Source organism: Leclercia sp. EC_58, from assembly GCF_019584355.1.
In the GTDB taxonomy this organism is placed as follows: Bacteria; Pseudomonadota; Gammaproteobacteria; order Enterobacterales; family Enterobacteriaceae; genus Enterobacter.
On sequence record NZ_VDAM01000001.1, the window covers coordinates 3,457,713 to 3,479,325 of the forward strand.

Here is a 21,613-nt window from a genome sequence, read left to right on the forward strand (position 1 = left end):
GCGAAGCCGACACCCGGCGCTCTGTCAGTTTACTTTCGCCTTCGAGAAATCACTTCCCATCAGGCTCACGCTGTATCCGCTAATATTGCTGCGGGTAGCAAAGAAGGTTTTGCCGTTGGCCAGCGCAATCCACGGTGCCTGCTGATAGAAGATTTCCTGCGCCTGGCTGTAGAGCTTCGCACGCGCCGCGGGATCGCTGATGAGCTTCGCCTCCTGAACCAGGTCATCATAGCCCTTGTCGCACCAGCGTGCAGCATTGGAGCCGGTTTTGATGCTGTCGCAGCCCAGCAGCACGTCGGCAAAATTATCCGGGTCGCCGTTATCCGACATCCAGCCAAACAGGGCGCTGTCGTGCTCGCCTTTACGCATGCCGGAGAGGTATTCGCCCCACTCATAGGAGACGATTTTCGCTTTAACACCCACCTTTGCCCAGTCGCTCTGGATCATCTCCGCAATGCGGCGCGAGTTCGGGTTGTACGGGCGTTGTACCGGCATCGACCACAACGTCACTTCCGCGCCCTGCTCCAGCCCCGCCTGTTTCAGCAGCGCTTTCGCTTTGTCCGGATCGTAGCTGTAATCCTTCAAATCTTTATTAAAGCCCATCATATTCGGCGGGATCGGCGATTTTGCCACCGTGCCGGAGCCCATAAATACCGCGTTGATAATGGCTTCTTTATCGGTGGCGTAGTTCAGGGCCTGGCGCACCAGCACGTTATCAAACGGTTTTTTCTCGGTATTAAACGCCAGATAGCCGACGTTCAGCGCATCCACCGAGTGCAGGGTCAAATCCTTGTTTTTCTTGATCACATCAAACTGCACCGGCGATGGCGCAGGAATAATCTGGCACTCGTTGGTTTGCAGCTTGGCGAGGCGGGTTTCAACGTTCGGGGTGATGGAGAAGATCAGGTGTTTGGTCGGCACCGCGCCATCCCAGTAGTTCGGGTTGGCGATATAGCGGATAAGGGAGTCAACCTTATACTGCTGGAGCACGTACGGTCCGGTGCCGATCGGCCAGGTATCGACGTTTTCCGGGGTGCCTTTTTTCAGCATCGCGTCGGCATATTCCGCCGACAGGATCGAGGCGAAGTCCATCCCCCAGTCAGCGAGGAAGGCAGCGTTCGGTTCGCTCAGCACAAACTGCACGTGGTTATCGTCAATCTTCTTCACCTCCTGGATCAGCTTATCCAGGCCGACGTCGTTAAAGTACTCGTAGTTGCCCTGAGAGACGTTGTGGTATGGATGGTTAGGGTCTTTCTGACGCATCACCGAGAAAATAACGTCATCGGCGTTAAAATCGCGGGTCGGTTTAAAGAATTTATTGCTGTTGAACTTCACCCCTTTGCGCAGGGTAAAAGTATAGGTTTTGCCATCCGGCGAGATGGTCCAGGATTCCGCCAGCGACGGCACCGGAGTATTTTTGACCGGATCGAAGTTAATCAGGCGGTTATAGAGCACCTGTGAGCTGGCAACAAAGCTCGGGCCGGAGCTGGCGATTTGCGGGTTAAACGACTCCGGTGACGCTTCAGAGCAGTAGATAATGGTGTCGTTATTGGCCGCCCATGCGGCACCCGCTGGCAGTAATGCGCTTAACGCCAGCGCAAGGAGAGTTTTCCCTGTAGACATGGTTATTACCTGTTTGGTTTTATTATAGAGAATGGTAATAACAGCACAGCACCTGCCCGCAGGCAAATAACGAAACACTATCAGGTTATTCTAAAGCAGTTATTTCCGCTGATTTTCCCGCCAATCGCCAGACGGTGATTTGCCTTAAGGTACATTCAACGTCAAGCACTTTCGACCGCCGCAATGCTGCAAGAAATCGCCCCTTTTGCCGTCTCTTCTGCCGTTTGTTTGCCGGCAGATTTCGTAAAGTAGACGCGTGAAAAAGTCTATGGGACCAAATCGTGGCAAAAACCCTTTTACGCAGCGGCAATCTGGATGATTTTCAGGCCGTTGGCGGCGGCGGACAGGCCGTTTTTGAATCAGCATTGCAAATCCGTGAGGCGCTGCGTCTGCGCAAACAGCAAGCCATTGTCGATTGCCTTGCCATTCCGCAGGTCAATGATGAGGGCGACCGGGTGGACTGGTACTCACCGGTTGAGGGCGCCGTTAAAAGCTGGAAAGCCGCCGATGAAGATGCGCGTTTTCGGGCGCTGCGCCTGCTGGAAGGCACCCTGTCGAGTGTCGAATCCCTGAGCAAAAAATCGCTTCAGTCGCCGAAAACCGCCCAGCAGCTGTTTGGTTCCCTGCTTTCCAAAGCATTTCAGTTCCCCGGTGAAAACTTCCTCTTCCTGGTTGATGGCAAGCCGGTGATCACCTTCTGGGGTTTTGTGAACCTCAATGAAAACGCGCGGGAGGATATTCTCGACTGCCTGCGCACCTCCCTGCTGCCGGACCCGATGCCCGCGCCGGTGGCTGAGCCCGAACCCGAGCCTGAAACGGCCCCGGCCATCGTCTTCGAAAAAGCCGATGAACCGCTGGTTGCTGCCCCGGCGACGGTGAAGATCACCGCCAATGACCTCTACGAAGCGCAGCCCGCGCCGGTGATAAGCGCCAGCGAGCCAGAGCCAAAACCGGAGCCTGCCGCGCCGGTGGTGCAGGCGAAAAAACGTCGCGTTCCGCTGTGGCCGCTGCCGGTTGCCGCCGTGGTGGTGGCCGCCGTTGCCGCCCCGCTGCTGTGGCCAAAACAGGCACCTGTCGCCGAGCCGGTCAAAACCGCTGTTGCTGCCCCGGTGGCGATTGAGCCCAAACCCGTTGCCGCGGTTGAGCCTCTGCCACTGAATCTGCCGCTGCATCAGGCTGAAGTGGTGGCCGTTAAAGCCGAAGAGCCAGCCCCTGCGGAACCGGTGGTGATTGCCGCCATCCCGAAAGACGCGCTGGTCATGGACGCGGGTCAGGTGAAAGCCGGTTCAACCCGTTTTCTCAACGGTAGCTGGCGGGTCATGCTGGATGTCACCGATCCGATCACCGGCAAGCCGCCTTCACTGCGCTATCAAATCCAGAACAATAAAGGCTCTGCCCGCGTGGTGCACGGTGACAACATAGTCTGCCGCGTGGCGGTTTTCTCCGGGCTGCACAGCAACGGTGAGCTGCTGATCAAATCCCGGGGCCACGCCCGCTGCGCTGACGGCTCGCGCTACCCGATGCCGGAAATTACCTGTAAGGCCGGCACCAGTGATGTGGCGGAATGCAGCGCGCGCTACGACGCGAAGACCGTGGTTCCATTGACATTCAGGAAGGCAGGTGCGTGATCCTATGCTGGTAAACCTTTGCGACTACAAACAGAGCGTCACGCTGATTGCGAACAGCGGCGTACAGTTTCTTGATTTTGGCCTGACGCCGCAGGACTCCGCCCAGAGCGGGCGGTTTGTGCGTAAAACCGCCAACGGCCCCCTGCTGCGCCTCGATTTCGATCTGGTAAATGGCCGCTATACCCTGCCCGCCACCAACGGCGGACAGCCGGAAGTGGTGAAACCCGAAAGCACCATTCCGCTTCAGCAGTCGCTGGCGGTGCTCGACGGTGTCTGGCTGCCGGTGCCGTTCCTGCGCTTTAACCCACCGCGCACCTTCGTTGAGGGCCCGGACAACTGGGCCCGCGTGCAGGTTCGTAAGCTGGAGACCCCGGACAACGCCGGGAACAGCCATCGCGTGACCCTGGCGCTGGACAGCCAGATCGCCGCCCACGCCACCAGCGCCCTGTCGCCGGTGGAGAATGACATTCTCAACGGCACCCGTTTCGCGCTGGCCTGGCGCGACGACGAGGTGGCGAACTTCCTCGACCAGACCTGGATTGACGGCTGGCTGCGGGAAGCCTTCACCCAGTACGCCACCGGCGTGGAGAACCGCGCCGAGCGCGAGCTCCAGCTGGCGATGCGTAACTTTGAGTACCAGGCGCACTGGCTGAACATTCTGGCGATGCTGGGCGAACAGCTCACGGTGCCGGAAGTCAAATTTGTCACCCATACCCTCAGCACCCCGGCGATCCCGGTTGACCTAATACTGGATGTGGGCAACACCCACACCTGCGGGGTGATCATTGAAGATCATGGCGACGCCAACGACGGCCTGCGCCAGACCGCCGAGCTACAGGTGCGCTCATTAAGCGAGCCGCAGTTCCTGAACGAGCCGCTGTTTACCAGCCGTCTGGAGTTTTCCGAAGCCCGCTTCGGCAAGCAGCACTTCTCGGTGGAGAGCGGCCGCGAAGACGCCTTTGTCTGGCCCTCTATCGTGCGCGTGGGCGACGAAGCGCGCAAGCTGGCGACCCAGCGACTGGGCACCGAAGGCAACAGCGGTATCTCCAGCCCGCGCCGCTATCTGTGGGATGAAACCCCGGTGGTACAGGACTGGCGTTTCAGCCAGATGAACAACAAAACCCAGCGCGAACCGCTGGCGACCGCCTTCCCGCTGATGAACCTGATGAACGATGACGGCCAGCCGCTGTTCACCCTGCCGCAGGATGAACGTCTGCCGGTCTTCTCGCCGCAGTACAGCCGCAGCACCCTGATGACCCACATGCTCTGCGAGCTGCTGGCGCAGGCGCTGGGGCAGATCAACAGCGTGGCGACCCGTCTGCGTCTGGGCTTTCCGGCGTCACCGCGTCAGCTACGCACCCTGATCCTCACCCTGCCGTCGGCGATGCCAAAGCAGGAGCGTGAGATCTTCCGCCGCCGCATGTTTGAAGCCATCGCCATCGTCTGGAAAGCGATGGGCTGGCACCCGCAGGATGAGGACTTCTCCAGCCGTAAACAGCAGGAGAAGAGCGTGGTGCCGGTGCCGGAGATCCAGATGGAGTGGGATGAGGCCAGCTGCGGCCAGTTAGTGTGGCTCTATAACGAGGCCATCTCCCATTACAATGGCCAGACCGAAGCCTTTTTCGCCGCCCTTGCCCGCCCGGATCGCGAGCCGGAGCCGGGCTGTCAGCCGGGCCGGGCCCTGCGCGTCGCCTCGATTGATATCGGCGGCGGCACCACCGATATGGCCATCACCCATTACCAGCTCGACGATGGCTCAGGCAGCAACGTCAAGATCACCCCGCAGCTGCTGTTCCGCGAAGGCTTTAAGGTGGCGGGCGATGACACCCTGCTGGATGTGATCCAGCGCTACGTGCTGCCCGCCCTGCAAACCCAGTTGCAAAAATCGGGCATTGCCGACGCGTCTTTGCTGATGGCCTCGCTGTTTGGCGACTCCGGGCGCATCGACACCCAGGCAGTGCTGCGCCAGCAGACGGCTTTACAGCTGTTTATGCCGATTGGTCATGCGATCCTCGCCGCCTGGGAAGCCAGCGACGTTGACGATCCCCTCGACGGCCTGCACGCCACCTTTGGCGATCTGCTGACCCGCAAGCCGACGCGCAACGTGATGAACTACCTGCAACAGGCCATCGAGCACGCCCTGCCAGCCGGGTCTGCACCGTTCGACCTGTTTGCCGTCCCGCTGCACGTTAATTTCCGCGAAATGCAGGATGCGATGCTGGCCGGACACTTTACTCTGGCGGCACCGCTGCATGCGGTGGCGGAGGCGATCTCCCACTACGCCTGCGATATTCTGCTGATCACCGGGCGTCCGGGCTGTCTGCCTGGCGTTCAGGCGCTGATCCGCCATCTGCAGCCGGTGCCGGTCAGCCGGATGGTGTGGCTGGATAAGTACCGGGTGCATGAGTGGTATCCGTTCAGCCAGCAGGGGCGCATCGGCAATCCGAAATCCACCGCGGCGGTTGGGGCGATGCTCTGTAGCCTGGCGCTGGATCTGCGCCTGTCGCGCTTTAACTTTAAGGCGGCGGATATCGGCGCTTATTCGACGGTGCGCTATCTGGGTGTGCTGGATAACACGGTAAATACCCTGCGCGAGGAGAACGTCTGGTATCAGGATATCGACCTCGACAAGCCGGGTGCGAAGCTGGATACCCGCCTGCACTTCCCGCTGCGCGGCAATGTGACGCTGGGCTTCCGTCAGCTTGCGAACGCCCGCTGGCCTGCCACCCCGCTCTATACCCTGAGCATTAACTCGGCGGAGCTGGCGAAATCCATTGCCGGAGACGGTGTGCTTAACGTGCGCCTGAAGCTGTGCGGCGGTAATAAGCAGGATGGCCCGGAAGCCTTTGAGCTGAGCGATGCCTGGCTACAGGACGGTACGCCGGTCCCGGCCGATGCCCTGACTTTTAAACTGAATACTCTGGCCGATCGCCGACACAGCGGTAGCCATTACTGGATCGACAGCGGGAGCGTATACCTGAAATGAGAGCCACGACGACCACAACTCAGGCATTAATCGGGTGGATCAACGCAACGCGTCAGCACGCCCCGCTCCTCGACAATGACGCCGATGCCCTGCTGGCGAGACTGGCGGTGGCCGACGCGCGGGAAAAGGCCATTCAACGGGCGCTGAGCGCCGGGAGCACCATCGGGTTATATGGTCACTCCCAGGCGGCGAAAGCCCACCTGCTCGCCACCCTGTGCGGCAGTGACAATCAGCGAATGAACGTGATTGTCGGCCAGCGAACCTTTGACTACTTTTCGCACATCAATCCCGGCCACGCCCTGACCAACATGGCGTTGCGCTTTACCCCCACCGCAACGGAGGTGGCCGATGACGCGTTTCCGCTGCGCCTGAGCCTGCTCACCGAAGCTGAACTGGTGCAGGTGTTTCTGGCCCGCGCCACGCTCCCGGCGGTGGATAAATCCGTTATCGAGGTGCGTCTGGAGAAGTGGCGCGCCCTGCGCCAGCCTCAGAGCGTACCGGGTATCACCGCCGCCGACGTCGGCACCATCGCCCGCTACTGGCGCGACACGGTGCCCGCCGCAGCCCAGCAAATGGACGATGCCCTGTGGCATCAGTTTGCCCTGCTGCTGCCGTCGCTGGATCTGAGTACCCGCGCAAGCGTCTGGTCCTTACTGTGGGGCGAACAGCAGGAGCTGACCCAGCAGTGGCTCAAGCTGGCGCAAATTCTGCACCAGACCAGCCACGCCCAGGCGCTGGCGGCACCGCTGAGCCTGCTGGTGGATAATTTTGGCCTGCCGACCGAAGGGTTCCTCACCCGGGGTGATATCGCCCTGCCGGAGGTCCAGCAGGCGGTACTGCACCCGCTGCACAACGGCGAGCTGCTTAACGCCATCAGCATCCCGCTGGATGTGCTGGCCCTGCTCACCCGGGAGCTGATCCTGCCGGTAGAAAATAGCGCACTGGCCGGAGTGGATATTATTGATATTCCGGCCCCGTCAGCGCAGCCCGATTCACCGCTAGCCCAGGCGAAACTGCAGTGGCTGCTGGAGCACTATCGCCAGCAGCTGCAGCCGGATGTCCTGGTGATCTGCAATGCCACCGCCCATCACGGCCAGACCGCCCGCACCGCGAAAATGTTGCTTAACTGGGTGAAAGCGACCCAGCCGGGCGACGATGCCGCCCTGCCAGGGCTGGTGTGGGCGATTACGCCCCAGGACGCGCGCTTTACCCGCCGTTCCAACCTCGACGAAGCGGTGCAACAGCTGCTCGGCAAACCCGGCCAGCACTGGGGAACGTTGCAGGCGCTGGACAGTAGCAGTATGCAGCGGGTGATTGAGTGGTTATCCCAGGCGACGCTGCCCGCCCAGCGCGAGACGCGTTTGCAGGGGTTACGCCAGCAGCACCAGCGGGAACTTCATCAGCTGATGCGAGGGTATCTGGCGCCGTTGACTCAGGATCCTGACGCCCAGCGCGGCACCGCCGAAGCGATGGTGCGTGCCCTGCAGGGGAGCGCCGCTCGTCACGGCGAGCTGCTGGAGGGGTTACTCCCGCCGCTGCGCGCCTTTGAGACGCTGCTCGCCGTGCAGCAGCCGCGCGAAGAGCAGGTCAACGGCCTGTTTACCGATGCCATCGACCTGTTTGCCGACAACGCCCAGGATAACGATGAGATGTTGCAGCCGACGGACAAAGCCCGTCTGGCCCATCTGGTATGGATCAACCATCTGCGCCAGTGGAGCCGGGATGAAGCTGTCGCCAGCCGTCTGGGGCTGGATACCGCGATCCTGCAGCAGATTGGCGATGTGCTGGTGATTGCCAGCTATCGTCTGAACCTGCTGGCGCAGCTGAAAAAGATTGTTGATACCGATAAAAGCAGCGCTGCACAGCTGCATGCCGCACTCGGCAATTTTGTGGGATGGGTAGGCTACGCTCAGACACCGGCTTCCGCCCGCCCGGCCAGCCGCATCCGCAAAGGGCAGCCGGTATTTGTCACGCCTGTGGTTAACAGCACTGCGCCACGCTTGACCCGTCTGGGAGAGCAGCCGGTGCATGCAGCCACGGCCTATGTTTATGACTGGCTGGTAGCGCTTTATACCCAGGCGATTGATAACATCGGGTATCAGCATCCACATGATATTACCCATGACGATCGCAGAGCGTTGCAGGCCTTGCTCGCCTGATACGGTGCAAGAACCTTAGCCGGTAACACAGGGTACAGGAGCGGTCTGTACCCCTCTAATCCATCTTTCTCTCGGTGGGCTGAGGGGAGCATGCGGCAGTAGAGGTGGTTCCGTTCACCATACTTTCCTTGCTGCTCTGTAAACCGCGTCACCCGTGAACGTGTTAAGGGGGCTATCGCCGCCCCCTTAACAATCCCGGCTCCCGGCAAAGAAAATCGCCGCTACGCGGTGGCCCTCAGCTTATTCCTCCAGGCTTTCGGGTCGGGCACCAGCCTGCATCTCTGCAGGCTATGCCCTCTCGGCGCGTCCCTGCGCCTCGCCCCGGCCTTCCGGAAACGCTTCGGCGATTTTCAGCCGGACGAGGGAGCCGCTGTAAGCCTTTTATTATTACTGGGTTATTTCATTGCTTTAACATTCGTGTCGGGTTTTGTAGGCCGGGTAAGGCGAAGCCGCCACCCGGCAGTGTTGCGCCGGGCGGCACTGCGTTTGCCCGGCCTACAAACTCAGTTGTTCAACGTATCAATTGCCACGTGTCCATCCGGCGTTTGCAGTCAGCGTTGAGCGTGTCGGCGTAAAAACTTACCCGGTAATACAGCAGCCCTTCCATCACGCGCGCCAGCTTTTCGGCAGCGTCGTCGGTTTCCAGTAGCGTCTGGGCAAAGCGCTCGCAGTGGTTCGCCAACACGGTGAAATCGGTATTGTGAGAGTTACAGCGGCCCCCTGACCGGCTGAAAATCGCTGAGGCGTTGACCGCAGGCCGGAGGAGGCCGACCGTGCCACTGTTTTCTGTGGGGATCCCTCCACTCTCAGAGAGAAGGAGCAACCCGTGCGAATTTGCCAGGGAAACAACAGACCGTCAGGAGTAAGCTAGAAAAGCGAAATCAGCAGCGCAACCGGAAAACTCATCGGCCAGGTAGAGCCCACCAGAAAGGCGCTCAGGAAGCGGATACGTTTGCGATCTTTAGAGAGAAACCAGGTGATAAGCGCGCTGATGGCCGCCATGACGGCGTAAAACATTAACATCTTTTGATACAACGTCATTTCAAATACCCAATGTGCTGTTCAATAACCGCGCGCAATATGCGACATATGTTGATATGGATCAAGTATTTTTGTTACACATTATCCACAGTTTTTGCGTGGTAATAACAGTTAGGTATATCTTGCTACAACTTTTTGGCGGGAGCTGGCGGGACAAACGCTGACCAGGACCGCATTTTGCGGCCCTGGAAGTCCGGTTCTACTTCTTAACCGGTTGAGGCTTTTTGTTACCCGAATCGGGTACTTTCCGGGATTTGTCTTTATCAACTTGTAGCATCAGACTCTCCTTTGTGGCCTTCGACGTAGATAAGTATAGCCTGGAAAAAGAACCCCCTTTAAAGTTGCATTCAAAATGCAATTTATGATACAAAATAGCCATCACCCGAGCTGTAATGACCTCATCCACAGGGAGGACGTTATGCTGCGTATTCCGCAACACTGTATTCACACCCGTTCCACACCATTCTGGAACAAAGAGACTGCCCCGCCGGCCATTTTTAAGCGTCATCTGGATACCGGCACCCGTCCCGGCGTCTATCCGCGTCTTAGCGTGATGCAAGGTGCAGTGCGTTATCTGGGTTATGCCGATGAAACGTCACCCGACCCGGACATCACGTTGATCATTGAAAGCGGCCATTTTGCTGTTTTCCCGCCTGAACGCTGGCATCACATCGAGCTGATGAGTGACGATACCCTCTTTAATATCGATTTTTTTGTTGAACCCGAGGTTCTAAAATTTGCCGGGCGTTCTCACGCCTGAGGAGCTAACGATGTTACGTATTCCTGCCAATTTTGTGCATACCCGTGCCACTCCTTTCTGGACTAAAGAGACTGCACCCGCCGCGCTTTTCACCCATCACAACACCAAAGCGGGGGTCTATGGCCGTCTGTCCGTGATGCAGGGCGCCGTAAAATACTTTGGATTTCCGGACGGCGACGCCACCGAACCTGATATGGAGCTGTTGATTGAAGCCGGCAGCTTTGGTATTTCTCCGCCGCAAAAATGGCATCGAATTGAACTCATGACCGAGGACACCGTGTTCAATATCGACTTTTTTGCCGATCCCGAGGTGACGCTGAATGGCGCAGGTCTGGGTAAAGTCGTTAATACTCACAAGGAGTAGCATCATGGGCAAAGCAACGTATACCGTTACCGTCACCAATAACAGCAATGGGGTGTCGGTGGATTACGAGACGGATGCCCCCATGGAGCTGCTCGTCCCGGATGTCGCTGCCGACGTGGTGAAAGAGCTGGTGAACACCGTGCGCGCCTACGACACGGAAAACGAGCACGAGGTGTGCGGCTGGTAGATTACCGCGCCGCTCCCTTCTTACATTTTGAGCAGTTCAAGCACCGTTTGCGGCACCTGATTAGCCATTTTCAGGGCCGCATTCTGGCTCTGCGCCAGGATCTGCGCCCGGGCAAGCTGACTGGCCTCGGCGGCATAGTCGGCATCCTGGATGCGACTGCGGGCGGCCTGCATCGCCACGCCCTGCTGTGAGAGCACCGCTTTGCTGGATTCAAACCGGTTCATCATTGCGCCATACTGCCCCCGATAGCTGCTCACTTTCTCCAGCGCGGCATCCAGTAATCCCATACATTTTTTGGCCCCCGCCTCGGAGGCCATATCGCTATTTTCCAGCTGCAGCGTCTTTAAATCCGTCGGGGTCGGCTCAATGGTGGTGGTTTGCATCTGCTCCCCAAAATTGGCGCTGGTCACCACCTCTATAGGACGGCTCTGCTTCGGCGGAACCGCCGGGGTAATTGTCGGCGTCGGCAAGGTTCCCCAGGTAATGTTGCTGGTAAAGGAGCCGCTCCCCACCACCATCACGAGCAGATCTTCGGTGACGGTATCCAGCGTCATGCGTTCAATGCGGTTCGAACCGTTAGCCCCGTCGTTCCAGGCGCCTATCGCTTTATCTTCATAGCGATCGCCATCCCCGCTGTAGGTAATGGCCATCCCGTTATAGTTGAGCGATTCCCCGCTGGGGCTCCAGCTCGGGCCGCCTTCAATCAGCTGGCTATCGTCATAGACCGCCCCGCTGCTGAAACCGTTTTTGGCCGTCAGTACCGATGCGGTGGCTTTAGCGCCATCGGTGATGCCGCGGCTGACCCAGGTATAATCCGCATCAGGGCCGGATAAAGGCGTCCCGGCGAGATGTTTTCCATCCCGGGTAAATAACTGCAGATCGTCATCCAGACCCAGCGAATCAATGGTAATGGTGATATTCTTCGACCCGGCCGGAATATAGGCCAACGGAATAATTCCAGAGCTGAATGAATAATCGGTTCCGGCAACCGGGAATTTGTTGTTTAACGGCGGTACATCGCCGATTAATTGCGGCGGTAATACCGGCTTATCGGTCGCCAGCGGATATTGACCGAAGATCTCAGTCTGCTCCGAGACCTGAGTAATGGTCGCCAGAATCTGCTGATACTCCTGGTTGATACTCTCCCGGTCAGACGGCGACAGGGTGCCGTTCGCCGCCTGGATCGCCAGGCTTTTGGCTTTAATCAGCATATTCCCGATATCGCTCAGGCTCCCTTCCGCCGTCTGCGCCAGGCTTATGGCGTCATCGAGCCCGCGGGAGATAACGCTATCCGCATTGATATTTGAAAACATCCGGTTGGCAATAGCCTGCCCGGCCGTGTCATCCTTCGCGCTATTGATCCGCAAGCCGGATGACAGGCGTTCAATGGTTTGAGAAAGCATCGTCGTGTTTGCTTTCCGGGACTTAAGCGAGAGCCCGGCAATCTCGTTATGATTAATTGCAAGCATGATGAACAGGGCCGTTTGTCTGGTCTGACTACTCTATCGGCCCGCTCAAAATTTTATTTAGGAAATATTTTATAAAACCAAACGATATATTTTCCCCCTGAGATAAGGGGCAGCAAAATATATTTCTAAGTTAATGTATTCAATAAAATATATTATTACGCGCCGGTTGCCGTGCCGCAACCGGCGCTGGGCACAGATCAGTGCTTAAACATGATATGACGAACCACGGTGTAATCTTCCAGACCATACACCGACATATCCTTGCCGTAGCCCGACATTTTCATCCCGCCGTGGGGCATTTCGCTCACCAGCATAAAGTGGGTATTCACCCAGGTGCAGCCGTACTGGAGGTGGGCGCTGACGCGGTGCGCGCGGCCCACATCCTGAGTCCACACGGAAGAGGCCAGCCCGTACTGCGAATCGTTGGCCCAGTTCAGTACCTCTTCTTCGTCGTCAAATGAAGTCACGCTCACCACCGGACCAAACACCTCCCGCTGGACGATAGCATCCTCCTGCTTCGCCCCTGCCAGCACGGTGGGCTGGAACCAGTAACCTTTACCGTCGTGCTTGCTGCCGCCGGTGATCACCTGTACATGTCCCAAGGCTTTCGCCTCATCCACCGCTTTGCACACCCGGTCGAGATGCGCCTGGGAGCTTAACGGACCCAGCTCGGTGCTCTCGTCATTCGGATCGCCGATCTTCAGGCTGGCGACCGCGGCGCCCAGTTTTTCCACCAGCGCGGCGTATATCCCTTTTTGGGCGTAGATACGACAGGCTGCGGTACAGTCCTGCCCGGCGTTGTAGAAGCCAAAGGTGCGCACCCCCTCCACCACCGCGTCGAGATCGGCATCGTCAAAGACAATCACCGGCGCTTTACCGCCCAGCTCCATATGGGTGCGCTTAATCGTCGAGGCGGTATGGCCGATGATATGTTCGCCGGTGGCGATAGAGCCGGTGAGCGACACCATGCGCACCTTTTCGTGCCCGGTCAGCGGGTCGCCCACGGTTTTACCCCGGCCAAACAGCACGTTAATGACCCCGGCAGGGAAGATATCTTTTGCCAGCTCTGCCAGCTTTAGGGCGGTGAGCGGCGTGATTTCAGAGGGTTTGAGCACCACGCAGTTACCGGCCGCCAGCGCAGGGGCCAACTTCCACGCCGCCATCATCAGGGGATAGTTCCATGGCGCAATCGAGGCGACAACGCCAACCGGGTCGCGGCGGATCATGGAGGTGTGCCCTTCCAGATATTCCCCTGCCGCCGAACCGTGCAGGGTACGCGCCGCCCCGGCAAAGAAGCGGAACACGTCGGCAATCGCCGGAATTTCATCTCCCATCACGCAGTGCAGCGGTTTGCCGCAGTTCTGCGACTCCAGCCGGGCTAAGGTGTCAGCCTGAGCTTCGATGGTGTCCGCCAGTTTCAGCAGACACTCGGCGCGGCTTTTCGGCGTGGTCCGCCCCCAGCTGGCAAACGCGCGGTCCGCGGCCTGCACAGCTGCGTCCACCTGGGCGGGAGAAGCCTCGGCAATCTCCAGCAGCACCTCACCGGTGGCAGGGTTATAGACCGGCTGCTTTTCCCCTTCGCCGTTGACCAGTTCACCATTAATCAGCAGTTGAGTTTGCATAGCATTGTCCTGTTTCAGTCGAGGTTATTTCGCGCTTCCGGCTACGTTTTCGCCGTCACGGGTCAGCCACCAGGCCCCCAAAATGGGAATGGCGGTCACTAGCATAACCAGCAGTGCCACCACATTTGTTACCGGTACATCGCGCGGACGCCCAAGCTGGTTTAACAGCCACAGCGGTAACGTGCGCTCATGTCCGGCGGTAAAGGTCGTCACGATAATCTCATCGAACGACAGGGCGAACGCCAGCATGCCCCCCGCCAGCAGCGCCGAGCCCAGATTGGGCAGTACCACGTAGCGGAAGGTTTGCCAGCCGTTGGCACCTAAATCCATCGAGGCTTCAACCAGGCTCCAGGAGGTGCGCCGGAAACGGGCAATCACATTATTGAACACCACCACCACGCAGAATGTGGCGTGACCGAGAATGATGGTAAAGAAACCGGGCTCCAGATTGATGGTCTTGAACGCCGTCAGCAGCGCCAGACCGGTGATGATCCCCGGCAGGGCGATGGGCAGGATCAGCATCAGCGACACGGCGTTCTTGCCAAAGAACTCCCGCCGCCATAACGCCGCGGCCGCCAGAGTGCCCAGCACCAGCGCAATGGCCGTCGACAAAGCCGCGATTTTAAGTGACAACGTCACGGCTTCAATAATGTCGCTGCGCGTCGCCGCGGCACTGAACCACTTCAGCGTCAGCCCCTGTGGCGGAAAACTGAAGGCCGCGTCCTCGGTATTAAAAGCATAGATGGCAATAATCAGCAGCGGAAAGTGCAGGAAGATCACCCCGCCCCAGGTGGCGATTTTCAGAAACAGCGGTGCGCGTTCAGAGTGCATCAAACGCTCCCAGGCGCTTCACGAACGCCAGATAGAGAGTGATGAGAACAATCGGCACCAGCGTAAAGGCCGCCGCCATAGGCATATTGCCAATCGCCCCCTGCTGGGAGTAAACCATCTGTCCGATAAAGTAGCCCGGCGGCCCCACCAGCTGTGGCACGATGAAGTCGCCCAGCGTCAGGGAGAAGGTGAAGATCGACCCGGCAGCGATGCCCGGGATCGCCAGGGGCAGCACGACATAACGGAAGGTCTGCCGCGGCCGGGCGCCGAGATCGGCTGAGGCCTGCAGCAACGACGGCGGCAGCCGCTCCAGCGCCGCCTGCACCGGCAGGATCATAAACGGCAGCCAGATATAGACGAATACCAGAAAGCGCCCCAACCCGGAGGTGGAGAGCGTACTGCCTCCCACGCCCGGCACCGTCAACAGCGAGGTGAGCAGCGGCTCCAGCCCCATATGGCAGAGAAACCACTGCGCCACGCCATCTTTTGCCAGCAGCAGCGTCCAGGCATAGGCCTTGACGATATAGCTGGCCCACATCGGCAGCATCACCGCGATGTAGAAAAAGGCTTTCCACTTTCCGTGGGTGTAGCGCGCCATATACCAGGCCATCGGGAAGGCGAGGATCGCACTGCCGATGGTGACGGCAATCGCCATCGTCAGGGTACGCAGGATGATGTCGTAGTTGGCAGGATTAAACAGCGCGCGAATGTTGGCGAAGGTCAGATCCGGCGTGACCGCCATGGTGAAGTCATCGAAGGTGTAGAACCCCTGCCACAGCAGGGTGAACAGCGACCCGAGATAGACAATGCCAAACCACATCAGCGGCCCGAGCAGGAGTAAAAACAGCCCCAGCGACGGCCTGCGCCAGAACAGCGCCGACAGACGCCCCGGCAGGCCGTGCGAAGCTGGCGGCGGCGAAACGCTCATATCCATTTCACCTCTCCTCATGCAGCGGCACCATAGCATCGCGCGCCCACGAGGCGGTCACCTGCTGTCCGGCCTCAACCCCCGGGGCCAGCGCAGAGCCGGTCAGGTTGGCCTGGCTCACCAGCAGTTTCTCCCCCTCGGCAAGCCGCAGCTCGTAACGGGTCGCCGCCCCCTGGAACTGCACCGCCTGCACCTGGCCCTGCACCTGGATTTCACCCTGCCCGTCCAGACGAATATGCTCCGGGCGCAGGGAGTAGCTACCGGTCATGCCGCAGACGCGCCGGGCGGTGGTATCGGTAAAGACGTTCGAGGTGCCAACGAAGCTGGTGACGAACGGGGTGCGTGGACGCAGATAGAGCTCCCGCGGGGTATCCACCTGCTCGATTCGCCCGTTGTTAAAGACCGCCACCCGGTCGGACATCGACAGTGCTTCCCCCTGATCGTGGGTGACGAAAATAAAGGTGATCCCCAGCTCCTGCTGCAGTTTTTTTAGCTCAAACTGCATCTGCTCCCGCAGCTTGAGATCGAGCGCGCCGAGGGGTTCGTCCAGCAGCAGAACACGGGGCTGATTGACCAGCGCCCGGGCAATCGCCACCCGCTGACGCTGGCCGCCGGAGAGCTGGGATGGCTTGCGCGCTTCGGCAAAACTGAGGCCGACCTTCTCCAGCGCCTCGCGGGCCTGGGCCTGGCGGGTAGACTTGTTGATCCCCTTCACCATCAGCCCGTAGGCCACATTCTCGAGGATGTTCATATGGGGAAACAGGGCATAGTCCTGAAAGACGGTATTGACGTCGCGCTCCCACGGAGGGAGTTCGCTGGCGTCTTTGCCAAAGATAGATATAGCGCCGCCGCTCAGCTGTTCGAAACCGGCAATCAGGCGCAGGCAAGTGGTTTTGCCGGAGCCCGAAGGCCCCAGCATGGAGAAAAACTCCCCGTCACGGATCCGGATCGTTACTCCATCCACCGCACGCACGTCGCCATACAGGCGGGAGACATCGTTAAACTCTACTGCGTAGGTCATAATCTGCTCCCTGCGCTTAACGACCGCCCATGATGGCGATGTAGTCCTGAACCCAGCGGCTGTAAGGGACAAATGTGCCGCCGTTGGCGACAGGGGTTTTCCAGAACAGGATCTTGTCGAAATAGGTGTAGCCGTTGGTTTCACAGCCTTTGTCGCCGAGCAGAGTGCTGGCTTTACAGCCTTCCGCCACCACCGGCAGAGAACCGAACCACGCCGCCAGATCGCCCTGCACTTTTGGCGTCAGGGACCAGTTCATCCACTTATAGGCGCACATCGGGTGTTTGGCATCGGCGTGCAGCATGGTGGTATCCGCCCATCCCGTCACCCCCTCTTTCGGGAAGACGGTGCCTATCGGCTGATTCTCCCCTTTCAGGGCGTTGGCCTGATAGGGCCAGGCGCTGGAGGCCACCACCCCTTCGTTTTTGAAGTCACTCATCTGCACGGTCGTGTCGTGCCAGTAGCGGTGGACCAGCGCATGCTGATCTTTCAGCACGTTTAACACCGCTGTGTACTGCGCTTCCGTCAACTGGTAGGGATCGGTGATGCCCAGATCTGGCTGGGTGGCTTTGACGTACAGCGCCGCATCGGCAATGTAGATCGGCCCATCGTAGGCCTGCACGCGCCCTTTGTTGGATTTACCGTCCGGCAGGGTCTGTTCTTTAAACACCACGCCCCAGGTGTCAGGCGGGGACGGGAAGGTTTTGGTGTTGTACATCAGCAGGTTTGGCCCCCACTGATAGGGTGTGCCGTAGGCCTTGCCGTTAACGTTGAACCACTCCCCTTTGACGATCCTGGGGTCGAGGGTTTTCCAGTTGGGGATCAGGTCCGGATTGATGGGCTGAACGCGTTTGCCCATGATCAGGCGCAGTGAGGCGTCGCCGGAGGCGGTCACCAGATCGTATCCGCCCTTCGCCATCAGGCTCACCATCTCATCGGATGTCGCGGCGGTTTTGACGTTCACTTTACAGCCGGTCTCTTTTTCAAACTGGGTGACCCAGTCGTAGTTTTTATCGGTCTCGCCCCGTTCGATATAGCCCGGCCAGGCAATGATATCCAGGCGTCCTTCGCCATTGCCGATCTCTTTTGGCGGCTCTGCCGCCTGCGCAGTCAAAATAGTCATGCCGAGCGCGCACAGGCTGCTACGGGCAAATGTTTTGCTCATACGTATTACTCCTGTCGTAATGAAATCAGAAGGCAGCCGTGCCGGTAGAATATCTCCTTAATTAAACGTAGACCGCGCCATTGCAGCGCACCCGGCAGGCCTGAGAAATTTCGCCAGGTTGTGACCGGGGGCGCATTCCCCGGTAACTGGATTATAGACAAGGGGTTAGCAGGCGAAGAGGTTATGCATATTTCCTATGAGCGATAATAAAAAACGCCGCAAATTAATTGCGGCGTGATTAACGGGATAAGAAATGATTATTTAGCGGTTGCGATCAATAGCGAGAAAAACTTATTTTTGCGTTTTTAACATCCCGCTAATTATTTGCCCTAACTGGATCACCGCCTGCTCCTCCCGCTCTCCCCAGGCCCACGACGTATTGAAGCGGAAAAAGGGCGTCCAGGTATCGGAGGTGGAGAACATTTTGCCCGGCGCAATGCTGATGTGGTGCTTCAGCGCCCGGGCGCTGAGCTCCCCGGCATCCAGCGGTGCGGGCAGCTCCAGCCATAAAAAATAGCCGCTGTCGCTGTGGTGAATTTTAACTTCGGCGGACAGATGGCGGAGCAGCGCCTGCCACGCCAGCTGCTTGCGGTCAGCCAGCGTGCGGCGCAGGCGCCTGAGATGGGCGTCATAACGTTTGGTGGCGAGATAATCCACCAGCGCCAGCTGCATGGGCGAGCTGGTGGATAAGGTGCTCATCAGTTGAAGCTGCTGGATGCGGCGGGCATGTTTCCCGGCGGCGACCCAGCCAATGCGAAACCCGGCCACCAGGCATTTGGAGAAGGAGGAGCAGTGCAGGGTCATGTCGCTGCGATCCCAGGCTTTCGCCGGGAGCGGCTTTTCGCGGCCATAATAGAGCTCGCTGTAAACATCATCTTCAATCAGGGTGACGTTGTGCCGGGCGAGTAATTCGACAAGCTGCGCTTTTTTGTCGGCGCTGAGGGTAAAGCCCAGCGGGTTTTGCGCGTTGGTCATCAGCCAGCAGGCTTTTACCGGGTAGTCGTTCAGCGCCTGCGCCAGGGCGTTGAGATCGATACCGTCGCGCACGTCGGTCGCCACCGACAGCGCCTTCAGCTTCAGCCTCTCCAGCGCCTGCAGCGCGCCGTAGAAGCAGGGATTCTCCACAATCACCCAGTCGCCCGGTTCGGTGACCGCCTGCAGGCTCAGGTTCAGGGCTTCCAGCGCGCCCGCGGTAATCACAATTTCATCCGGGGAGATGTTCATCCCCTGTTGGGCATAGCGGCGGGCGATGGCGTGGCGCAGATCGACGTTGCCCGGTGGCAGGTTCTCGATCACGCTCATGGCGGTGGCGGTTTTACTGACGTTCGCCAGGGAGCGGTTCAGCTGCTGTAAGGGAAAAAGGCGCGGATCGGGAAAGGCCGAGGCAAAGGGCACCACCGCGGGATCGCGGCTGGCCTGCAGCACATCGAAGATATAGGTATTGATATCCACCGACTCGTCGCGCATCACCTGCGCGGGCGGCATCGGCTGCTCTCCGCTGGGACGGGCGGCGACGTAATACCCCGACTGCGGGCGCGCCACAATATGCCCCTGGCTCTCCAGCATCTGGTACGCATGGCCGACGGTCATAAAGCTCAGCCCGCTGCTGGTCACCTGCTCACGCAGGGAGGGCAGCTTATCGCCGGGCTGCCAGACACCAAGCTCGATCTGTGAAATGATTTGCTGCGCCAGGCGCTGGTATTTTTTCATCGGGTTCTCCTTGCTGCATCACAGTGTATATCAGCAGGAGAAAAAAGGCAGAATTAATAAACTGTTATAGGTTTGAGAGGATATCAGCAGGCGTGACGGCGCCTGACTGAATTACTTACGCAGCTCAAACGGGACCTGGCGGGCATGACGGGAGGCCGCTAAATGGTCGAGGGTGATCATGGAAGATTTGCAGAAAATGCACTTCGCACCGTGTGGATTTTTTTCAGACACGTCGAAAATGGAAGTACGGAACTGCGAACCATGACAGCATGGGCAACGAAAATGGATAGTAGAACTCATGTAAATCTCCTGTACGTATACACGTAAAAACTAATGGGCCTTAAAGGCAATAAGGGTCTGAGACAAAACTAATCAGAGCGTAAAGATAAAACCCAGGAGCGACTGTGGAGAGGCACAACGTGATGAGATTGCTTTAGAAACTGCTTCAGATATTTTTTGGATTTCAAACCGAAAGAGCATTAACGCATTAATGATGGAAGGATGCAAGCGTTATTTACGCTAACATTCCATAAAACAGGCAGAGCCGCTGAATTCATTCAAATTTTTTGACCTCATCTGTGAAATAAACGCCATTTCTTCTCGCCGGGTAATCCGTAAAGTAAGGGTTATGTTGTTTCTCAGAAATCAGGAAACCCCGGAATGAAAAAGATCGGTTTTTTATCGTTTGGTCACTGGACGCCGTCACCGCAGTCCGGCACCCGCAGCGCCGCTGATGCGCTGCTACAGTCTATCGATCTGGCGGTCGCCGCCGAAGAGCTGGGCGCGGATGGCGCTTATTTCCGGGTGCACCATTTTGCCCGCCAGCTCGCCTCCCCCTTCCCGCTGTTGGCCGCAATCGGCGCAAAAACCAGCCGGATTGAGATCGGCACCGGCGTAATCGATATGCGCTATGAAAACCCGCTCTATATGGCGGAAGATGCGGGCTCAGCCGATTTGATCTCTGGCGGGCGTTTACAGCTGGGCATCAGCCGCGGCTCACCGGAGCAGGTGATCGATGGCTGGCGCTACTTTGGCTATGTGCCTACGGAGGGCGAAAACGAGTCGGATATGGCGCGCCGTCACACCGAAGTGCTGCTGGATGTGCTGCGCGGCGAAGGGTTTGCTAAACCCAACCCACAGCCGATGTTCCCTAACCCGCCGGGCCTACTGCGCGTGGAGCCGCACGCCGAAGGTCTGCGGGATCGCATCTGGTGGGGCGCAGGCTCTAACGCCACCGCCGTGTGGGCCGCGAAGCTCGGGATGAACCTGCAAAGCTCTACCCTGAAAGATGACGAAACCGGCGAGCCGTTCCATATTCAGCAGGCAAAACAGATCCGCGCCTACCGTGCCGCCTGGGCCGAAGCGGGCCATACCCGCACCCCACGCGTCTCGGTCAGCCGCAGCATTTTCGCCCTGATGGACGATCGCGACCGGATGTACTTCGGCTCCAGCCGTAACGAAAGCGACAGCGTGGGCTATCTGGATGAGAAAACCCGCGCCATTTTCGGGCGCAGCTATGCCGCCGAGCCGGACAAGCTGATTGCCCAGTTGAAGCAGGACGAAGCGATCGCCGAGGCGGATACGCTCTTACTGACGGTGCCGAACCAGCTGGGCGTGGAGTATAACGTGCATGTGATCGAGTCGATTCTGAAGCATGTAGCACCGGCGATGGGGTGGCGGGACGCGTAATATAATAGAGGTCCCGTGAAATAGATAATACACGGGACGTTTACTCACACCTTTAAATTGATTTAATTTGTATAACTGCAAAATATATTTGCCATGACTATGGCACGATATGCCTGGTCTTTATTAAACATCCGATGTTAAGTAATGGCTGTTTTTAAGCTGGCTGACAAAAGGAGTTTGAGATGGCAATTCCTGCGTATTTGTGGTTAAAGGACGACGGAGGAGCAGATATCTGCGGGTCTGTGGATATCCGCGATCGTGAAGGCAGTATAGAAATACTCGGATTTGGTCACGGTCTGCATTTACCTACGGATAGTAGGTAATGACTCCAACTTACTGATAGTGTTTTATGTTCAGATAATGCCCGATGACCTTGTCATGCAGCTCCACCGATTTTGAGAACGACAGTGACTTCCGTCCCAGCCTTGCCAGA

The 21,613-nt window shown here is 58.4% G+C and carries 19 protein-coding genes; 7 read left to right on the forward strand and 12 right to left on the reverse strand.

Going from position 1 to position 21,613, the window contains the following annotated elements; genetic code table 11:
• Positions 1-24: 24 nt before the first annotated feature.
• A complete protein-coding gene (locus FHC51_RS16960) occupies positions 25-1,623 on the reverse strand; it encodes an ABC transporter substrate-binding protein (protein WP_220436144.1) in 1,599 nt (532 codons plus the stop codon).
• Positions 1,624-1,904: 281 nt separating this feature from the next.
• Between FHC51_RS16960 and FHC51_RS16965 the strand changes: the two genes are divergently transcribed.
• The 3 genes from FHC51_RS16965 to FHC51_RS16975 are packed head-to-tail and all read left to right on the forward strand — an operon-like array spanning position 1,905 to position 8,396.
• Positions 1,905-3,251 (forward strand): SrfA family protein, encoded by a 1,347-nt coding sequence (locus FHC51_RS16965; RefSeq protein ID WP_220436145.1) that lies wholly within the window; start codon positions 1,905-1,907, stop codon positions 3,249-3,251.
• Between the two features lie 4 nt (positions 3,252-3,255).
• Complete coding sequence (locus FHC51_RS16970) at positions 3,256-6,237, forward strand: virulence factor SrfB (protein ID WP_220436716.1); 2,982 nt, start codon at positions 3,256-3,258, stop codon at positions 6,235-6,237.
• A complete protein-coding gene (locus FHC51_RS16975) occupies positions 6,234-8,396 on the forward strand; it encodes a virulence factor SrfC family protein (RefSeq protein ID WP_220436146.1) in 2,163 nt (720 codons plus the stop codon). The genes FHC51_RS16970 and FHC51_RS16975 overlap by 4 nt, the downstream gene beginning before the upstream one ends.
• A 511-nt stretch (positions 8,397-8,907) precedes the next feature.
• On the opposite strand, the gene FHC51_RS16980 is transcribed toward FHC51_RS16975, so the two are convergent.
• Positions 8,908-9,081 (reverse strand): hypothetical protein, encoded by a 174-nt coding sequence (locus FHC51_RS16980; RefSeq protein ID WP_158250551.1) that lies wholly within the window; start codon positions 9,079-9,081, stop codon positions 8,908-8,910.
• A gap of 182 nt (positions 9,082-9,263) precedes the next feature.
• A complete protein-coding gene (locus FHC51_RS16985) occupies positions 9,264-9,437 on the reverse strand; it encodes a GhoT/OrtT family toxin (RefSeq protein WP_032610845.1) in 174 nt (57 codons plus the stop codon).
• A 418-nt stretch (positions 9,438-9,855) separates the two neighbouring features.
• Here FHC51_RS16985 and FHC51_RS16990 point away from each other — a divergent pair, with 418 nt between their 5' ends.
• Genes FHC51_RS16990 through FHC51_RS17000 form a run of 3 tightly spaced genes read left to right on the forward strand, consistent with a single transcriptional unit; the run spans position 9,856 to position 10,748 of the window.
• A complete protein-coding gene (locus FHC51_RS16990) occupies positions 9,856-10,197 on the forward strand; it encodes a DUF1971 domain-containing protein (protein WP_220436147.1) in 342 nt (113 codons plus the stop codon).
• 10 nt (positions 10,198-10,207) lie between these two features.
• Complete coding sequence (locus FHC51_RS16995; protein ID WP_103822051.1) at positions 10,208-10,561, forward strand: DUF1971 domain-containing protein; 354 nt, start codon at positions 10,208-10,210, stop codon at positions 10,559-10,561.
• Positions 10,562-10,565: 4 nt separating this feature from the next.
• Complete coding sequence (locus tag FHC51_RS17000) at positions 10,566-10,748, forward strand: DUF1869 domain-containing protein (RefSeq protein ID WP_103179704.1); 183 nt, start codon at positions 10,566-10,568, stop codon at positions 10,746-10,748.
• Positions 10,749-10,768: 20 nt separating this feature from the next.
• Here FHC51_RS17000 and FHC51_RS17005 read toward each other — a convergent pair whose 3' ends face one another.
• The 8 genes from FHC51_RS17005 to FHC51_RS17040 all read right to left on the reverse strand — a co-directional run bounded on the left by FHC51_RS17005 (position 10,769) and on the right by FHC51_RS17040 (position 19,791).
• The gene (locus FHC51_RS17005) at positions 10,769-12,217 is read right to left on the reverse strand and encodes a flagellin (protein WP_220436148.1); all 1,449 of its coding nucleotides are present in this window, start codon (positions 12,215-12,217) and stop codon (positions 10,769-10,771) included.
• Between the two features lie 197 nt (positions 12,218-12,414).
• Positions 12,415-13,839 (reverse strand): aminobutyraldehyde dehydrogenase, encoded by a 1,425-nt coding sequence (gene patD, locus FHC51_RS17010; RefSeq protein WP_220436149.1) that lies wholly within the window; start codon positions 13,837-13,839, stop codon positions 12,415-12,417.
• Positions 13,840-13,863: 24 nt separating this feature from the next.
• Positions 13,864-14,670: an ABC transporter permease gene (locus tag FHC51_RS17015; protein ID WP_220436150.1), complete on the reverse strand. Its 807-nt coding sequence runs from the start codon at positions 14,668-14,670 to the stop codon at positions 13,864-13,866.
• Positions 14,660-15,604 (reverse strand): ABC transporter permease, encoded by a 945-nt coding sequence (locus FHC51_RS17020; RefSeq protein WP_220436151.1) that lies wholly within the window; start codon positions 15,602-15,604, stop codon positions 14,660-14,662. The genes FHC51_RS17015 and FHC51_RS17020 overlap by 11 nt, the downstream gene beginning before the upstream one ends.
• A 1-nt stretch (position 15,605) precedes the next feature.
• Complete coding sequence (locus FHC51_RS17025) at positions 15,606-16,619, reverse strand: ABC transporter ATP-binding protein (protein WP_220436152.1); 1,014 nt, start codon at positions 16,617-16,619, stop codon at positions 15,606-15,608.
• Between the two features lie 16 nt (positions 16,620-16,635).
• On the reverse strand, positions 16,636-17,781 hold the full coding sequence (ydcS, locus tag FHC51_RS17030; protein ID WP_220436153.1) for a putative ABC transporter substrate-binding protein YdcS: 1,146 nt from the start codon (positions 17,779-17,781) through the stop codon (positions 16,636-16,638).
• A gap of 291 nt (positions 17,782-18,072) precedes the next feature.
• The gene (locus FHC51_RS17035) at positions 18,073-19,491 is read right to left on the reverse strand and encodes a PLP-dependent aminotransferase family protein (protein WP_220436154.1); all 1,419 of its coding nucleotides are present in this window, start codon (positions 19,489-19,491) and stop codon (positions 18,073-18,075) included.
• A gap of 111 nt (positions 19,492-19,602) precedes the next feature.
• Positions 19,603-19,791, reverse strand: coding sequence for a hypothetical protein (locus tag FHC51_RS17040; RefSeq protein ID WP_039028652.1), 189 nt, complete (start codon positions 19,789-19,791; stop codon positions 19,603-19,605).
• A 360-nt stretch (positions 19,792-20,151) separates the two neighbouring features.
• On the opposite strand from FHC51_RS17040, the gene FHC51_RS17045 reads away from it, so the two are divergent.
• Complete coding sequence (locus FHC51_RS17045; protein ID WP_220436155.1) at positions 20,152-21,180, forward strand: LLM class flavin-dependent oxidoreductase; 1,029 nt, start codon at positions 20,152-20,154, stop codon at positions 21,178-21,180.
• A gap of 333 nt (positions 21,181-21,513) precedes the next feature.
• Here FHC51_RS17045 and FHC51_RS17055 read toward each other — a convergent pair.
• The coding region (locus FHC51_RS17055) for an IS1 family transposase (protein ID WP_000641146.1) at positions 21,514-21,613 on the reverse strand (100 nt) is incomplete at its 5' end.

Excerpts from the sequence above, each read along its gene's own strand:
- FHC51_RS16960 (WP_220436144.1), bottom strand. The coding sequence starts at position 1,623 with ATGTCTACAGGGAAAACTCTCCTTGCGCTGGCGTTAAGCGCATTACTG.
- FHC51_RS16970 (WP_220436716.1), top strand. The coding sequence starts at position 3,256 with ATGCTGGTAAACCTTTGCGACTACAAACAGAGCGTCACGCTGATTGCG.
- FHC51_RS16975 (WP_220436146.1), top strand. The coding sequence starts at position 6,234 with ATGAGAGCCACGACGACCACAACTCAGGCATTAATCGGGTGGATCAAC.
- FHC51_RS16985 (WP_032610845.1), bottom strand. The coding sequence starts at position 9,437 with ATGACGTTGTATCAAAAGATGTTAATGTTTTACGCCGTCATGGCGGCC.
- FHC51_RS16990 (WP_220436147.1), top strand. The coding sequence starts at position 9,856 with ATGCTGCGTATTCCGCAACACTGTATTCACACCCGTTCCACACCATTC.
- FHC51_RS16995 (WP_103822051.1), top strand. The coding sequence starts at position 10,208 with ATGTTACGTATTCCTGCCAATTTTGTGCATACCCGTGCCACTCCTTTC.
- FHC51_RS17000 (WP_103179704.1), top strand. The coding sequence starts at position 10,566 with ATGGGCAAAGCAACGTATACCGTTACCGTCACCAATAACAGCAATGGG.
- FHC51_RS17005 (WP_220436148.1), bottom strand. The coding sequence starts at position 12,217 with ATGCTTGCAATTAATCATAACGAGATTGCCGGGCTCTCGCTTAAGTCC.
- patD (WP_220436149.1), bottom strand. The coding sequence starts at position 13,839 with ATGCAAACTCAACTGCTGATTAATGGTGAACTGGTCAACGGCGAAGGG.
- FHC51_RS17015 (WP_220436150.1), bottom strand. The coding sequence starts at position 14,670 with ATGCACTCTGAACGCGCACCGCTGTTTCTGAAAATCGCCACCTGGGGC.
- FHC51_RS17020 (WP_220436151.1), bottom strand. The coding sequence starts at position 15,604 with ATGGATATGAGCGTTTCGCCGCCGCCAGCTTCGCACGGCCTGCCGGGG.
- FHC51_RS17025 (WP_220436152.1), bottom strand. The coding sequence starts at position 16,619 with ATGACCTACGCAGTAGAGTTTAACGATGTCTCCCGCCTGTATGGCGAC.
- ydcS (WP_220436153.1), bottom strand. The coding sequence starts at position 17,781 with ATGAGCAAAACATTTGCCCGTAGCAGCCTGTGCGCGCTCGGCATGACT.
- FHC51_RS17035 (WP_220436154.1), bottom strand. The coding sequence starts at position 19,491 with ATGAAAAAATACCAGCGCCTGGCGCAGCAAATCATTTCACAGATCGAG.
- FHC51_RS17040 (WP_039028652.1), bottom strand. The coding sequence starts at position 19,791 with ATGAGTTCTACTATCCATTTTCGTTGCCCATGCTGTCATGGTTCGCAG.
- FHC51_RS17045 (WP_220436155.1), top strand. The coding sequence starts at position 20,152 with ATGAAAAAGATCGGTTTTTTATCGTTTGGTCACTGGACGCCGTCACCG.